The organism is Halomonas organivorans, assembly GCF_014192055.1.
GTDB classification, from domain to species: domain Bacteria; phylum Pseudomonadota; class Gammaproteobacteria; order Pseudomonadales; family Halomonadaceae; genus Halomonas; species Halomonas organivorans.
In genome coordinates, this window is the sequence record NZ_JACHXM010000010.1 from 112,187 (window position 1) to 127,059 (window position 14,873).

General features: G+C 68.7%; 12 protein-coding genes. 1 reads left to right on the plus strand and 11 read right to left on the minus strand.

The window, feature by feature from the left end; genetic code table 11:
* Positions 1-107: 107 nt before the first annotated feature.
* The 11 genes from FHR96_RS12085 to FHR96_RS12135 all read right to left on the minus strand — a co-directional run bounded on the left by FHR96_RS12085 (position 108) and on the right by FHR96_RS12135 (position 13,562).
* Positions 108-1,403 carry an adenylosuccinate synthase gene (locus FHR96_RS12085; protein WP_183387937.1) on the minus strand — a complete coding sequence of 432 codons (1,296 nt, stop codon included), beginning with the start codon at positions 1,401-1,403 and terminating at the stop codon, positions 108-110.
* Positions 1,404-1,460: 57 nt separating this feature from the next.
* Positions 1,461-2,657, minus strand: a complete 1,197-nt coding sequence (locus FHR96_RS12090; protein ID WP_183387938.1) for an ATP phosphoribosyltransferase regulatory subunit — start codon at positions 2,655-2,657, stop codon at positions 1,461-1,463.
* Positions 2,658-2,880: 223 nt separating this feature from the next.
* Positions 2,881-3,765, minus strand: a complete 885-nt coding sequence (hflC, locus tag FHR96_RS12095; protein ID WP_183387939.1) for a protease modulator HflC — start codon at positions 3,763-3,765, stop codon at positions 2,881-2,883.
* Positions 3,766-3,767: 2 nt separating this feature from the next.
* On the minus strand, positions 3,768-4,985 hold the full coding sequence (gene hflK / locus FHR96_RS12100; RefSeq protein ID WP_183387940.1) for an FtsH protease activity modulator HflK: 1,218 nt from the start codon (positions 4,983-4,985) through the stop codon (positions 3,768-3,770).
* A gap of 141 nt (positions 4,986-5,126) precedes the next feature.
* Positions 5,127-6,443: a ribosome rescue GTPase HflX gene (gene hflX / locus FHR96_RS12105; protein ID WP_183387941.1), complete on the minus strand. Its 1,317-nt coding sequence runs from the start codon at positions 6,441-6,443 to the stop codon at positions 5,127-5,129.
* 8 nt (positions 6,444-6,451) lie between these two features.
* Positions 6,452-6,703 (minus strand): RNA chaperone Hfq, encoded by a 252-nt coding sequence (gene hfq, locus FHR96_RS12110; RefSeq protein ID WP_097790042.1) that lies wholly within the window; start codon positions 6,701-6,703, stop codon positions 6,452-6,454.
* A gap of 115 nt (positions 6,704-6,818) precedes the next feature.
* A complete protein-coding gene (gene miaA / locus FHR96_RS12115; RefSeq protein ID WP_183387942.1) occupies positions 6,819-7,757 on the minus strand; it encodes a tRNA (adenosine(37)-N6)-dimethylallyltransferase MiaA in 939 nt (312 codons plus the stop codon).
* 125 nt (positions 7,758-7,882) lie between these two features.
* Positions 7,883-9,859: a DNA mismatch repair endonuclease MutL gene (mutL, locus tag FHR96_RS12120; protein WP_183387943.1), complete on the minus strand. Its 1,977-nt coding sequence runs from the start codon at positions 9,857-9,859 to the stop codon at positions 7,883-7,885.
* Positions 9,860-10,090: 231 nt separating this feature from the next.
* Positions 10,091-11,542: an N-acetylmuramoyl-L-alanine amidase gene (locus tag FHR96_RS12125; RefSeq protein ID WP_183387944.1), complete on the minus strand. Its 1,452-nt coding sequence runs from the start codon at positions 11,540-11,542 to the stop codon at positions 10,091-10,093.
* A complete protein-coding gene (tsaE, locus tag FHR96_RS12130) occupies positions 11,539-12,039 on the minus strand; it encodes a tRNA (adenosine(37)-N6)-threonylcarbamoyltransferase complex ATPase subunit type 1 TsaE (protein ID WP_183387955.1) in 501 nt (166 codons plus the stop codon). Before tsaE ends, FHR96_RS12125 begins: the two co-directional genes overlap by 4 nt.
* 2 nt (positions 12,040-12,041) lie before the next feature.
* Positions 12,042-13,562, minus strand: a complete 1,521-nt coding sequence (locus tag FHR96_RS12135; RefSeq protein ID WP_183387945.1) for an NAD(P)H-hydrate dehydratase — start codon at positions 13,560-13,562, stop codon at positions 12,042-12,044.
* A 114-nt stretch (positions 13,563-13,676) separates the two neighbouring features.
* Between FHR96_RS12135 and queG the strand changes: the two genes are divergently transcribed.
* Positions 13,677-14,780 (plus strand): tRNA epoxyqueuosine(34) reductase QueG, encoded by a 1,104-nt coding sequence (gene queG / locus FHR96_RS12140; RefSeq protein WP_183387946.1) that lies wholly within the window; start codon positions 13,677-13,679, stop codon positions 14,778-14,780.
* Positions 14,781-14,873: the final 93 nt, after the last annotated feature.

A 14,873-nucleotide genomic window follows, 5' to 3' on the forward strand; every position in this document is an offset into this window, starting at 1 on the left:
CGACAGCCTTCACGAACGACGACGGGCCGGCAGTCTCCTGCCGGCCCGTCGTCGTTCGGAGGGAGGCCCGAAGGCCTACCCGCCGCGGCGCTTATTCACCGCAGGGCTTATTCACCGAAGGGATTACGCAGCACGATGGTCTCGTTGCGATCCGGCCCGGTGGAGATGATGTCGATGGAGGTGCCCACCTGCTCCTCGAGGAAGCTGATGTAGGCCCTGGCGTTGGCCGGCAGCTCCTCGACCCGCTTGACGCCCAGGGTCGACTCGCTCCAGCCCGGCAGGTCCTGATAGACCGGCTCGATGGCCTCGTAACCCTCGGAATCCACCGGGTTGTCGAGCACCTCGCCGTCCTTGCTGCGATATCCCACGCAGACACGGATGTTCTCCAGGCCGTCGAGCACGTCGAGCTTGGTCAGGCAGATACCGGACACAGAGTTGATCTGCACCGCGTGACGCAGGGCCACCGCATCGAACCAGCCACAGCGGCGCGCGCGGCCGGTGGTGGCCCCGAACTCGTGGCCCTTCTCGGCCAGGTGGCGGCCGTGCTCGTCGAACAGCTCGGTCGGGAAGGGACCAGAGCCGACGCGCGTGGTGTAGGCCTTGGTGATGCCCAGCACGTAGTCCAGGTACAGCGGACCGACGCCGGAGCCGGTGGCGGTACCGCCGGCCGTGGTGTTGGAGCTGGTCACGAACGGATAGGTACCGTGGTCGATGTCCAGCAGCGAGCCCTGGGCACCCTCGAACAGGATGTTGTCGCCGGCCTTGCGGATGTCGTGGACCAGGGTCACGGTGTCGCAGACCATGGCACGTAGCTCGTCGGCCATGCGCATGGCGTCGTCGAGCACCTGCTGGAAGTCCACCGGCTCCTCGCCGTGGTACTTGGTCAGCACGAAGTTGTGGTAGTCCAGCACCTCGCCGAGCTTGGAGGCAAAACGCTCGCGGTGCAGCATGTCGCCCAGGCGCAGGCCACGGCGCGCCACCTTGTCCTCGTAGGCCGGGCCGATGCCACGGCCGGTGGTGCCGATCTTGGCCACGCCGCGCGCCTTCTCGCGGGCCTGGTCGAGGCGCACGTGGTAGGGCAGGATCAACGGGCAGGCCGGCGACAGGCGCAGGCGCTCGCGCACCGGCACGCCCTTGGCTTCCAGCTCGCGAATCTCCTCGATCAGCGCTTCCGGGGACAGCACCACGCCGTTGCCGATCACGCAGGTCTTGTCGTCGCGCAGGATGCCGGAAGGAATCAGGTGCAGGACGGTCTTCTCACCGTCGATGACCAGGGTGTGGCCGGCATTGTGCCCGCCCTGGAAGCGCACCACCGCGCCAGCGGACTCGGTGAGCAGGTCGACCACCTTGCCCTTGCCTTCATCACCCCACTGGGTGCCCAGTACGACTACGTTCTTGCCCATAGTGCTCTCGTCTCTCGTTGCTGCGCCGCCGGTCTCGGGGGCGGTGCCGATATGGTTTCAGGCCTGATCGCCGGACGGCGCCAGCGGTGCCACCTGCCATCCGCCGTCGGCCTGGACCAGGCGTCGTTGACAGCGGTGTTCCTGCGGGCCGGTGCGCTGCCCCGGCAGCGCCTGGACGACCCGTTCGCCCTGCTGGCGCAGGGCATTGATGACCTCGGCCAGGCCATCACCCTCGGCCGGAGCCCAGATGCCATCGTGGCGCGGCTCGCTGGGCGCCAGGGAGGCCAGAAGCTTGAGCTCCAGCGAGAAACCGGTGGCCGGCCGGGCGCGGCCGAAGGCGCGGCCGGTGTCATCATAGCGGCCGCCCTTGGCCAGTGCCTGGCCATAGCCGGGTACGTAGGCGGCGAACATCATCCCGGTGTGATACTGGTAACCGCGCAGCTCGGCCAGATCGAAGTACAGGTCGACCTCGGGATGTTCGGCGACCACGCCGGCATGCAGGGCACGCAGCTGGTCCAGCGCCGCGCCCACCGCCTGGGGTGCCTCGGCGAAGGCCTCACGGGCCTGGTCGAGCACCTCGGGGCCGCCGTGCAGCTCGCCCAGCGCGCACAGCATCGCCGCCAGCGCCGGATCGCTCACGCTCTGCTCGACCCGCGCCGCCAGCTCGCCCGGCGACTTGAGCTCGAGGGCCTCGAACACTGCCTTCTCCTGCTCGGGGGCCAGCTCGGCGGCCTCCACCAGGCTGCGGTAGATGCCGATGTGGCCCAGCGCCAGGTGCACCTCACCGGCGCCGGCGACCTGCAGGCTGGTCAGCGCCAGGCGCAAGATCTCCAGGTCGGCCTCCAGGCCGGCATGGCCGAACAGCTCGAGACCAACCTGTACCGGGCTGCGGCCGCCCTGGTGCTGGTCGGCCTTGGCGCGCAGCACGGTGGTGCAATAGCACAGCCGCACCGGACCCTGGCGCTTCAGGGAGTGGGCATCCATACGCGCGACCTGGGGGGTGACATCGGCGCTGACGCCCATCATCCGCCCGGTCATCTGGTCGGTCAGCTTGAAGGTCTGCAGATCCAGCTCGGTGCCGGTACCGGTGAGCAGGGAATCCAGAAACTCCACCGGAGGCGGCATCACCTGATCGTAGCCCCAGCGATGATAGAGATCGAGCAACGCCCGGCGCAGCTCCTCCATACGGCTGGCCTGAGGCGGCAGTACCTCGTCCATGCCGTCGGGCAGCAGCCAGCGGTCAGCGATGGTCATGTCGTTCTTCCTGCAAGACGGTGATTGGCCTTCGGCAAGCCTCGCGGCGTGACATCATGGCGGGGGTGCCGGAGGGGATTGCCGGGCAGTGGTGCGGCCACGAAAACCCCGTGGTGAGGCCACAAAAAAACCGGGCCACGCCCGGTTACAGGAGTCTATCACGTTTGCCCGCGGGATGAACCCCGAGACGGGGCGACGACACCGCCGCCCCGTGACTCGGTCGTCATCCGTCGGTCTGGGCGTTCGGGCTCTTGAGGTACTGGAAGAAGTCGCTGGACGGATCCAGCACCAGCATGTTGCCGTCGCCCTTGAAGCTGTTGCGATAGGCATCCAGGCTGCGCCAGAAGGAGAAGAACTCCTGGTCCTTGCCGTAGGCCTCCGAGAAGATAGCCGCGGCCTCGGCATCGCCCTCGCCGCGCAGCGTCTCGGCGCGCTCGTTGGCCTGGGCCAGCAGCACCCGACGGCGGCGATCGGCGTTGGCGCGAATGCGCTCGGACTCTTCCTGCCCCTGGGCGCGCCATTCGCGGGCTTCCCGCTCGCGCTCGGAGCGCATCCGCTCGTACACCGCCGAGGACACGTCCTCGGGCAGGTCGATGCGCTTGACCCGGATGTCGAGAATCGCCACCCCGAGTTCATCGCGCAGGCGCTCGTCGAGATCCTCGGTGGGCCCGGTCATCAGCTCGTCGCGCTGCTCGGAGATGATCTGCTGCAGGTTCAGGCGACCGAACTCGTTACGCAGGCTCTCGTCGACCCGCGGCTGGATCAGCCGCACGGCCTGCAGCTCATCGCCGGCGGTAGCCTCGTAGTAGCGGGTCGGGTTGATCACCTGCCACTTGACGTAGGAGTCGACGATCACCGCCTTCTGCTCCAGGGTCAGATAGCGGCTGGGATCGGTGTCCAGCGTCAGCACCCGGGTATCGAACTTGCGGATGGTCTGAGTGATCGGGATCTTGGCATGCAGCCCCGGCTGGATGTTCTCTTCGACCACCTCACCGAAGCGCAGCTTCACCGCGCGCTCGGTCTCGTCGACCACGTAGAGGCTGTTGCTGGCGAGCCAGGCCGCGGCGGCCAGGCCGCCGACGATGAGCAGGGAACGGTTATTGATCATGATTAACGGCCCTCCCTGCGGATTCCGTTGCTGCTGGAGTTGTTGCTGCTGTCATTCTCGGACTGGGAAGTCCGCAGGCGCTCGAGCAAGCGGGGATCCAGCGACGAGGCGTCGTCGTTCTGGCCGGCAGCGGCCCCGGTGGTCCCTTGGCTGAGACGATCCATCGGCAGCACCATCAGCGGCGCCTCGCTGCTCACGTCGACCATCACCTTGGCGGTCTCGCCGTAGACCTCGGACAGGGCGTCGAGATAGAGGCGTTCGCGCATGATCGCCGGGGCATCCTGGTACTGGGTCAGCAGCGCATTGAAGCGGTTGGCCTGACCACGCGCCTCGGCCACCACCGACTCGCGATAGCCCTGCCCCTGCTCGACGATGCGCTGGGCCTCGCCCTGGGCGGCCGGGATCACGGCATTGGCATACGCCAGGGCCTGGTTGATGGTGCGCTGGCGATCCTCGCGAGCGCGAATGACATCGTCGAAGGCGTCCTGCACCGCATCGGGCGGCGAAGTGGACTCGACGTTGAGCGTCTGCAGGCGGATGCCGGTGCCGTAGCTGTCCAGGTAGGACTGCAGGCGGCTGGCCACCGCGGTGCCGAGGATCTCGCGGCCGGAGGTCAGGATGTCGATCATGTCGGTGCCGCCCACCACGTGGCGCAGCGCGGAGTCCAGAGCGTTCTCCAGCGACAGCTCGGGGTCGCGCACGTTGAGCACGTAGCCGCGCGGATCGGCGACCTGGTACTGGGCCGATATCTCGACGGAGACGATGTTCTCGTCCTGGGTCAGCATCGACTGGGTCTGGGTGACCGAGCGCACCCGAGTGACGTTGACCATGCGCACGTCATCGATCAGCGGTGGGTTCCACTGCAGGCCCGGCGTGACCACTTCCTGGAACTTGCCGAAGCGCAGCACCACACCGCGTTCGGACTGGTCGACCAGGTAGAAACCGGAGGCGGCCCAGATGGCCAGCGCCACGATCAGCAGCAGGCCCGGCAGCGTGAAGGCGTTACGCGGCTTGCCACCGCCACCGCTGCTTCCGCCGCGCTTGCCGCGACCGCCCAGCATGCTGTTCAGCTTGTCCTGAAACTTCTTCAGGGCCTCGTCGAGGTCGGGCGGCCCCTGGTTACCGCCGCCGCGGTTGCCCCCGCCACCGTTACCGCCTCGGCGCCCGCCCCCGCTCCAGGGGTCGTGCTGGTTGCCGCCACCGGGCTCATTCCAGGCCATACGTCGTCTCCAGTCTACGTTGCATTCCGTCGCGCTTTCGCGCGCCGGGCATCGGTTGCGATCCTTGTGGTGCCGGCCCTCACTGGGCCACCGGCACCCGAAGGCGACTTCTTTCATTTTCCGCGGCGCACTGCCCGCGACTCACTGCTCCCAGAGCGGGCGCTCCTGCAGGGCCTCCGGCAGGTAGTCGTCGGCGCGCTCGCCGAGCCGTGCCATGAGCTGCAGGAAGTCACGCCGCGGCAGGCGCACCTCCAGCAGGGTATGCCCCATGTCGTCGAAACGCTCTTCGCGTACCGCCCCCAGTTCGTGCAGGCCGGCCCGCAGCTTGCCCTGCTGCGGCTCCAGGGAGATGTCGAAGTCGATGATGTCATCGGCCAGGCACTCGGAGAGCGCCTGCTCGAACAGCTCCAGTCCCTTGCCGTCTCGCGCCGACAGCCACACCGTCTCGGGGCGGCCATCGGCACCGCGCTCGATGCGCGGGGCACTGTCGAACAGATCGATCTTGTTCATCACCTTGAGCGTCGGCACCTCCAGGGCCCCGATCTCGTCCAGCACCTCTTCCACCTGGCTCACGTTGAGTTCGCGATCCGGATCGGCCGCATCGATCACGTGGACCAGCAGGCTGGCCTCGGCGGCCTCCTGCAAGGTGGCCTGGAAGGCTTCCACCAGCTTGTGCGGCAGGTGACGAATGAAGCCGACGGTATCGGCCAGCACCACTGGCCCCACGTCCTCGACCTCCAGACGTCGCAGCGTCGGGTCGAGGGTAGCGAACAGCTGGTCGGCCGCATAGACCCTAGAAGCGGTCAGGGCGTTGAACAGCGTCGATTTGCCGGCGTTGGTATAGCCGACCAGCGAGACGCTGGGAATCTCGGCCCGCGAGCGCGCACGACGATTCTGGTTACGCTGGCTGCGCACCTTGTCGAGTCGCTTGTGAATCGCCTTGATACGCGCCCGCAGCAGCCGGCGGTCGGTCTCGAGCTGGGTCTCGCCCGGCCCGCGCAGGCCGATGCCGCCCTTCTGACGCTCCAGGTGGGTCCAGCCGCGCACCAGCCGGGTCGACATGTACTCGAGCTGGGCCAGCTCCACCTGCAGCTTGCCCTCGTGGGTCCGCGCCCGCTGGGCGAAGATGTCGAGGATCAAGCCGGTACGGTCGAGCACGCGACACTTGAGCGACTGCTCGAGGTTGCGTTCCTGGGAAGGGCTCAAGGCGTGGTTGAAGATCACCAGCTCGGCCTTGTGGACCTGCAAGGCATCGCGCAACTCCTCGACCTTGCCCGAGCCGATGAAGGCCCGGGGGTCGGGACGGTTGCGCGACCCGGTCAGCAGGGTGGCCGGCTCTGCACCGGCCGAGCGCACCAGCTCGAGAAACTCGCCGGCGTCTTCTCGCTCTTGTTCGTCCTGAAAGTCTACATGGACGAGAACCGCCGTCTCACCGGCGTCGGGACGTTCGAAAAACAATCAATACCTCACGCGTTGCTATCCGACTGCGCTCCGGCGTCGGGGGCCGGCAGCCGCACGTTGCGCGACGGCACGACCGTGGAGATGGCGTGCTTGTAGACCATCTGACTGACGGTGTTGCGCAGCAGGATCACGAATTGGTCGAAGGATTCGATCTGGCCCTGCAGCTTGATGCCGTTGACCAGGAAGATCGATACCGGAATGCGCTCCTTGCGCAGGATGTTCAGGTACGGATCTTGAAGGGACTGCCCTTTGGACATGTTGCTCTCCCTGAATTGTTTCTGGAGTTGATCATTCTGTGCTCGCCCCGTCCGGGGGCGACACGGGTTAACCGATGGGCTCGATCGTACGGCCACTCGAAACGACCATCTTACGCTAAGTCCCGAATTCGCGCACCAGTTTCAGGACCTCGGCGAAGGGATCGGCTCCCAGGCTGTCGACCCAGTGCAGGCCCGGCCAGCCGCGCATCCAGGTCAGCTGTCGCTTGGCCAGTTGCCGGGTCGCCACGATGCCCCGGTGGCGAAAGGTCGCATGGTCGACGTCGCCGGCCAGGTACTCCCACCCCTGACGATAGCCGACACTCTTCAGCGACGGCAGCCCGGGATCCAGGTCGCCTCGTGCGCGCAGGGCGGCGACCTCGTCGAGGAAGCCACCCGCCAGCATGGCATCGAAGCGAGCGGCAATGCGTTCGTGCAGCACGGCCCGGTCGTTGGGGGCGAGCCCTATCGACAGCGTGCGCCAGGGAAAGGTTTCCGGACGCTGCTCCGCCCACAGCTCGGACAGCGAACGCCCACTGACTCGATATACCTCCAGCGCCCGCATCAGGCGCTGGGGATCGTTGGGGTGGATGCGCTCGGCGGCGGCGGGATCGACCCTCGCCAGCTCGGCATGCAGCGCGCCCAGCCCGTCGCGGTCGGCCTCTCGTTCCAGCGCCGCACGCACCGCCGGGTCCGCCGACGGCAGGTTGGCGACGCCCTCGACCAGGCGCTGGAAATACATCATGGTGCCGCCCACCAGCAGCGGCACCTTGCCCCGCGCCGTGATCTCGGCCATCTCGCGGCGCGCGTCCTCGCGGAATTCCGCCGCCGAGTAGGGATCGGCCGGATCGCGGATATCAATCAGTCGATGCGGCGCGCGGGCCAGCTCATCGGCCGACGGCTTGGCACTACCGATATCCAGGCCGCGATAGACCATCGCCGAGTCGACGCTGATCAGCTCACAGCCCAGCCGCTCGTGCAACGCGATAGCCAGGTCGGTCTTGCCGGCGGCGGTGGGGCCCATCAGGAAGATGGCGGGTGGGCGGGTATCGGGCATGGGGTGTTCTGTCATTCTCTTGGCTTAGCGTGAAAAGGCGCCCGGCAGCGGCCTTCGACATGCCGGCTCATCAGGGACACAGTCTGCCCCTGGCACTGATCGACATGCGGATGGCTCACTGACCGTTATTGCCCCCTGAGGAAGAGGCGGTCCAGTTCCTTCATGCCCAGCTCGGTCCAGGTGGGTCGGCCATGGTTGCACTGGCCGCTGCGCTCGGTGATCTCCATGTCACGCAGCAGGGCGTTCATCTCCTCCACCGTGAGCTGGCGGTTGGCGCGCACGCTGCCGTGGCAGGCCATGGTCGAGAGCAGCTCGTTGATGTGCGCCTCCAGTCGGTCCGAGCGGCCGTAGCGCTCGAGGTCGCCGAGCATGTCACGGATCAGCGGCTCGACGTCGGCATCGACCAGCAGGGTCGGCACCTGACGCACCAGCAGCGTCTCGGGGCCAGCCACGTCGAGCTCCACGCCGAGCCTGGCGAAGGCCTCGTGCTCGGCCTCGGCGGTGGCCACCTCGGCGGCGCTGGCGGCCAGCGAGACCGGCACCAGCAGCGGCTGCGCCTCGAGCGCGCCTCCATGCACCTGGGTCTTCATGCGCTCGTAGACGATCCGCTCGTGGGCGGCGTGCATGTCGACGATCACCATGCCGCGCTCGGTCTGGGAGAGGATATAGACGCCGTGGAGCTGGGCCACGGCGTAGCCCAGCGGCGGCGCCTTGGTGGCGTCTGCCTCGGGCATCGCCGGGCGCGGCGCGACCTGGGGCTGGCTCGGGTAGTTCGACGTCGCCTGGCGCGCGGCGAGCGCCACATCCGCGGCGGTGCCGCCGGCACCCGGCGCGGCGGGCTGGGGCGTCAGCAGGCTCTCCTCGTGCTCGGGGTGCAGCGCCCGATAGCCTTCCATGAAGGCCCGCACCCGGTCCGGCGTCACCTTCTGCTCCCCGCTCTCCTCGCGGCCGTGCAGCGCCATGGGCTGCTGCTGCCAGGCGGCCTGGGGCGCGGCCTCGCGCACTTCGCCCGTGGCTGCCGCCAACGGCTCGCCCGGGGTCTCGGCGTCCTGCCCGCCCGCCCCTTCGCCGTCAGGCGTCGCCCCGGCCCGAGCCTCGCCCAGCGCCCGGTGCAGGCTGGAGAACAGGAAGTCGTGGACCATCCGCCCGTCGCGGAAGCGTACCTCGTGCTTGGTGGGATGGACGTTGACGTCGACCACCGTGGGATCCACCTCGAGATAAAGCACGAACACCGGATGGCGGCCGTGAAACAGCACGTCACGGTAGGCCTGACGGATGGCATGGGCCACCAGACGGTCGCGGACCACTCGGCCGTTGACGAAGAAATACTGCTGGTCGGCCTGGGCCCGGGAGTGCGTGGGCAGCCCCACCCAACCCCACAGGCGCAGCCCGCCGGTCTCGATGTCCAGGTGCAGGGCATTCTCCAGGAAGGCCTTGCCTAGCAGCGCCTGGAGACGCCGCTCGTGGCCCACCAGATCGCCGCCGGGACGCAGCTGGTGGATGGTCTTCTGGTTATGGCGCAGCACCCAGCCGACGTCGAGCCGCGACAGCGCCTGGCGGCGGAACGCCTCCTCGACGTGGCCGAACTCGGTCTTCTCGGTGCGCAGGAACTTGCGCCGAGCCGGGGTATTGAAGAACAGGTCGCGCACCGTCACCGAGGTGCCCCGCGGGTGCGGCGAGGGCGTGACCCTGGGCTCCATGCGCCGCCCCTCGACCACCACCCGCCAGCCGCCGGTGGGGTCGTCATGGACGTTGGAGACAAGTTCGAGGCGCGACACCGAGCTGACCGAGGCCAGCGCCTCGCCGCGAAAGCCCAGGCTGGCCACGCCCTCCAGATCCTCCAGCGAAGCGATCTTGCTGGTGGCATGACGCGACAGCGCCAGCGGCAGGTCGTCCTCGCCAATGCCGCCGCCGTCGTCGCGCACGCGAATCAGCCGCGCGCCGCCGGCCTCGAGCTCGACCTCGACGCGACCGGCGCCGGCGTCGATGGCGTTCTCGATCAGCTCCTTGACCACCGAAGCCGGCCGCTCCACCACCTCACCGGCGGCGATCTGGTTGGCCAGTCGGGGGTCGAGGATCCGGATGGGTTGGCTGTCTGTCATATCACTCCCTATGAGCTGGAAGCTGGAAGCTGGAAGCTGGAAGCTGGAAGCTGGAAGCTGGAAGCTGGAAGCTGGAAGCTGGAAGGCAACATGGGGCCTCCAGAATCCGAGTCAAGAGGGTTTTCTTCAAGCTTCCAGCTTACGGCCGCGAAGCGGACGATCTTCCAGCTCCAGGCGAAGCCCGGTTCTTCCAGGCGCGCAGCGCCGCTCTTCGAGCGTCAAGCTGCGCGCTCATGAACTGGGTATCCGCAGCACCTGCCCGACGCGAATGACGTCGCCGTTGAGCTCGTTGACCTGGCGCAGCTGGGCCACCGGCACGCCGTGGCGGGCGGCAATCTCGGAAAGGGTATCGCCGGGCTGGATGCGGTATTCGTCGCCGCCGGTACTCCGCCCCTGGTCGCGCTGCCAGGCCAGCAGGCTGGCCGGCGGCGGGTTGCGGCGGAAGTGGGCCTGCACGCCGCCAAATACCGCATCCATCATGCGCTCCTGATAGTTGGGGTCGCGCAGCCGACGCTCTTCCTGAGGATTGGAGATGAAACCGGTCTCGACCAGCAGCGACGGGATATCCGGCGACTTGAGCACCACGAAGCCGGCCTGCTCGACCCGCGACTTGTGCAGATCGTTGATCCGCCCCAACCGGTCGAGCACCTGGCCACCGATGGTCAGCGAATCGTTGAGGGTCGCAGTCATGGTCAGGTCAAGCAGCACGCCGCGCAGCACCTCGTCCTTGTCGTCCAGCGACAGATTGCCATCCACGCCGCCGATCAGGTCGGAGCGATTCTCCGTGGCAGCCAGCCACTGGGCCGTCTCGGAGGTCGCCCCGCTCTGCGACAGGGCAAACACGGAACTGCCATGGGGGCGCGGGCTGCGGAAGGCGTCCGCGTGAATGGAGACGAAGAAGTCGGCCTTCTGTTCGCGGGCGATGCGGGTCCGCTGGCGCAGGCCCACGTAGTAGTCACCGTCGCGGATCATCACCGCCTTGAAGCCCTCGGCGGCATCGATCTTGCGCGCCAGGCGCCGCGCCATCTCCAGCACCACGTCCTTCTCGCGGGTGCCGCTGGGGCCCGAGGCGCCGGGATCCTCACCGCCGTGGCCGGCATCCACGGCGATGATGATATCGCGCTTGGGATGCGGCTGGGCGGGCTCGCGCGTCGGCATCACCGCGGCCGGATCGCGCCCCTGTACCTTCGCCTGGGCCTGGGCACGGTCGGCGGCGATCTCCTGGTCGCGGATCATCGCTTCGATGGGATCGATCGGATCCTCCACCGCGCTCTCGCCTGGATACTCGAGATCGACCACCAGACGATGCCCGTACTGTTCGTTGGGTGCCAGCGTGAAGTGGCGCGGCTCGATCGCCCGGTTCAGCTCCAGCACCACCCGCAGGTCGTCGCCATGGCGCACGCCGGTGCGCACTTCACTGATGGCGCTGCCGTCAAGGTCGAGGCGATTCACATCGGCGGCCAGGCGGGTATCCGCCAGATCGATGACCAGCCGACGTGGGTCGTCGAGGCTGAACACCTGGGCATCGGCGGGCGATGAAAGGTCGAAGACCAGGCGGGCATGGTCCGGTGCCGCCCACAGGCGCAGGTTGTCGACGCTGGCCGCCAGAGCGCAGGACGGGGCCAGCAGTGCCAGTGACAGGAGGCCGCCGAGCAGGCGGCGAGACAGGACTCCCTTCCTCATGAGACGCGACCGTCCTCCCTGCTCCACTCGCCGGCCAGCGACGACTCGTCGGCAAGGCGCTCGATCACCCGGCGACCATGGTCGCTGCCGGCGGTCAGGGTCGCCCGGCGGCCATCGCCGTCCAGGGCCAGCTGCACGACCAGGTCGGGTGACGGCAGCCAGCCCTCACCGCGCGCCGGCCACTCGATCACGCACAGGGCGTCGTCCGCGAGCAGGTCGCGGCCGCCGATGAACTCGAGCTCCTCGGGGTCGCCCAGGCGGTAGAGGTCGAAGTGGTGCACGCGCACGGCCTCGAGCTCGTAGGGCTCCACCAGGGTGTAAGTGGGACTCTTGACCGCGCCGCGATGCCCGTAGGCGCGCAGGATGCCACGGGTCAGGGTCGTCTTGCCCGCCCCCAGCTCGCCCTCCAGATAGAGGCGGCCGTGGCCGCCGAGGGCCTGGCCGAGGGATTCGCCGAAGGCCACCTGGCGATCTTCGTCGTCGAGTCGCAGCTGCATTGTCATTCGCCCATCGTCGGGTTGACCAGAATTCGCGCACAGGATGCCAGATCGCCGGCCAGCAGGCCACGCTCACCGCCCGCCGCAGCGGCCATGTCGGCGGCCAGCGCATGCACCATGACGCCAACCCGGGCGGCGGTCTCCAAGGATAGCCCCTGGGCCAACAGCGCGCCGAGGATGCCGGATAGCGCATCGCCCATGCCGCCGCTGGCCATGCCCGGGTTGCCATAGGGGCAGACCGCCAGGCCCGAGGCCCCCGCCACCAGGCTGCCGGCGCCCTTGAGGATCACCGTGCCGCCATGGCGGCGCTGCAGCTCGGCGGCCGCCGCTGGGCGGTCGGCCTCCACCTCGGCGGCGCTGGTGCCCAGCAGGCGCCCGGCCTCGCCGGGATGCGGCGTCAGCAGCCAGTCGTCGCGCCGCAGGCCGGTGAAGCGATTGGCCAGCAGATTCAGGCCGTCGGCGTCGACCACCAGCGGCCGGCCGGCCTCGAGTGCCGCCTGCAGCACCGCCTGGCCCCAACTGCCCTGTCCCAGCCCGGGGCCGACGACGAGCATATCGGCCCGGGCGGGCAGCTCGCCGAGATCCCCGGCGCCGCGCACACCGTGCACCATCACCTCGGGGCGACGCACCAGGCAGGCGGTGACATGCTCCGGCGCGGTGGCCAGGCTGACCTTGCCAGCGCCCAGCCGCGCAGCGTGTTCGGCGGCCAGCAGCGCGGCTCCGCCGAACCCCGGCGCCCCGCCGAGCACCAGGGCATGGCCGGCATCTCCCTTGTGGGCGTCCCGCGGCCTTGGCGGCAGCGCCGCGGCGATCATATCGCGATGAAGCAGCCAGGCCGCCGGTGTCATGTCGGCCGTTACTGTTGCAGGGGCATCCGCTCCCGCGCCAGCCAGGTCACGGAAGACCACCCGGCCGGCCAGCGCCGGGGCGCGGCCGGTGTGCAGCCCCAGCTTGTCGCCGATGAAGGTGATCGTGCGGCTAGCCCGCACCGCCACGCCGAGCTCCGCGCCGGTATCGGCGTGGACGCCGGAGGGAATGTCGATGGCCAGCACCGGCCGGCCGCTTGCGTTGATCGCGGCGATGGCCTCGCGGAAGGCGCCGCGCACCTCGCCGGAGAGCCCGGTGCCGAGCAGCGCATCCACCATCACCTCGCCCTCGAGCGCGAGCCCGGGCCGCCAGGACTCCAGGCCGACGCCGGCCGCGCTCGCCATGTCGGCGGCCAGGCGGGCATCCCCCGAGAGGTCTTCGACGGGCTTGAGCGCCACCCGCTGCACCACCCAGCCCTCGGCGGCGGCCAGCGCCGCCAGCACATGGCCGTCGCCGCCGTTGTTGCCGCCGCCGCACAGCACGCTGAGTGAGCGGGCCTCGGGCCATGCAGCGCGCAACTCCTGCCAGGCCGCCGCGGCGGCGCGCTGCATCAGCGCGAAGCCCGCAATACCGGCGGCGATGGTGCGTCGATCCAGCTCGCGGACCTGATCGGCGCGATACAGCGCACGGCCCGACGACCGGGGCGATCCCGTCATTCCCTGTCTCCCTCGAAGGCGATGCTTTACCATGATGCGTTACAACGAAGTGTGTCCTGTATACCGCCGAACGCCAAGCGTTGCGGCTCCTTCCCGAACGGTGTTTCCTCAATCATGACCCAGCCGTCTCCCCAGGGCGACGCCCCCGATCTCGATCAACTGGCCGCGCTGATCAAGACCTGGGGTCGCGAACTCGGCTTCCAGCAGGTGGGCATCACCGACGTCGACCTGGCCGAGGACGAGGCCCGCCTGCAGCGCTGGCTCGACGCCGGCCACCACGGCGAGATGGGCTTCATGGCCAAGCACGGCACCAAGCGCACCCGCCCCGAGGAACTGGTGCCCGGCACGGCGCGGGTGATCAGCGTGCGCCTGGACTACCTGCCCCCCGAGGTGGAGACGACCAGGATGCTGGCTCGCCCGGCGAAGGCCTACGTGTCCCGCTACGCCACCGGCCGCGACTACCACAAGCTGATGCGCAAGCGCCTGGCCACGCTGGCCAAGCAGATCCAGGCCGAGATCGGCCCCTTCGGCTACCGCGCCTTCGTCGACTCCGCCCCGGTGATGGAGCGGGGCCTGGCGCGCAAGGCCGGCCTCGGCTGGTTCGGCAAGAACGCCATGCTGCTCAACCCCAAGGCCGGCTCGCTGTTCTTCCTCGGCGAGCTCTACACCGACCTGCCGCTGCCGGTGGACACGCCGTTCGAGGCGGAGCACTGCGGCAGCTGCAGCGCCTGCCGCACGGCCTGCCCCACCGATGCCATCGTCGAGGACAAGGTGGTCGACGCGCGACGCTGCATCTCCTACCTGACCATCGAGCTGCACGGCGCCATCCCCGAGGAATTCCGCACCGCCATGGGCAACCGGGTGTTCGGCTGCGACGACTGCCAGCTGGTGTGCCCCTTCACTCGCTTCACCCGGGCCAGCCGGGAGCCGGACTTCGCACCGCGCCACGACCTGGACCGCGCCGACCTGGTCGCGCTGTTCGCCTGGGGTGAGGAGGAGTTCCTGGACAAGACCGCCGGCAGCCCGATCCGCCGAATCGGCTACGAGCGCTGGCTGCGCAACCTGGCAGTGGGGCTCGGCAACGCGCCCTGGAGCGAGACGGTGGAAGCCGCGCTGCGCGCCCGGCTGGCGTATCCCTCGGACCTGGTCCGCGAACACGTGCGCTGGGCGCTGGCGCAGCAGAAGGAGAAGCGCCAGCGGGTGATTGCCGCCAGCTAAAAGCTGGAAGCTGGAAGCTGGAAGCTGGAAGCTGGAAGCTGGAAGCTGGAAGCTGGAAGCTGGAAGCTGGAAGCTGGAAGCTGGAAGCTGGAA

Excerpts from the sequence above, each read along its gene's own strand:
- queG (WP_183387946.1), top strand. The coding sequence starts at position 13,677 with ATGACCCAGCCGTCTCCCCAGGGCGACGCCCCCGATCTCGATCAACTG.
- miaA (WP_183387942.1), bottom strand. The coding sequence starts at position 7,757 with ATGCCCGATACCCGCCCACCCGCCATCTTCCTGATGGGCCCCACCGCC.
- mutL (WP_183387943.1), bottom strand. The coding sequence starts at position 9,859 with ATGACAGACAGCCAACCCATCCGGATCCTCGACCCCCGACTGGCCAAC.
- hflK (WP_183387940.1), bottom strand. The coding sequence starts at position 4,985 with ATGGCCTGGAATGAGCCCGGTGGCGGCAACCAGCACGACCCCTGGAGC.
- FHR96_RS12085 (WP_183387937.1), bottom strand. The coding sequence starts at position 1,403 with ATGGGCAAGAACGTAGTCGTACTGGGCACCCAGTGGGGTGATGAAGGC.
- FHR96_RS12090 (WP_183387938.1), bottom strand. The coding sequence starts at position 2,657 with ATGACCATCGCTGACCGCTGGCTGCTGCCCGACGGCATGGACGAGGTA.
- hfq (WP_097790042.1), bottom strand. The coding sequence starts at position 6,703 with ATGTCCAAAGGGCAGTCCCTTCAAGATCCGTACCTGAACATCCTGCGC.
- tsaE (WP_183387955.1), bottom strand. The coding sequence starts at position 12,039 with ATGCAGCTGCGACTCGACGACGAAGATCGCCAGGTGGCCTTCGGCGAA.
- FHR96_RS12125 (WP_183387944.1), bottom strand. The coding sequence starts at position 11,542 with ATGAGGAAGGGAGTCCTGTCTCGCCGCCTGCTCGGCGGCCTCCTGTCA.
- hflC (WP_183387939.1), bottom strand. The coding sequence starts at position 3,765 with ATGATCAATAACCGTTCCCTGCTCATCGTCGGCGGCCTGGCCGCCGCG.
- FHR96_RS12135 (WP_183387945.1), bottom strand. The coding sequence starts at position 13,562 with ATGACGGGATCGCCCCGGTCGTCGGGCCGTGCGCTGTATCGCGCCGAT.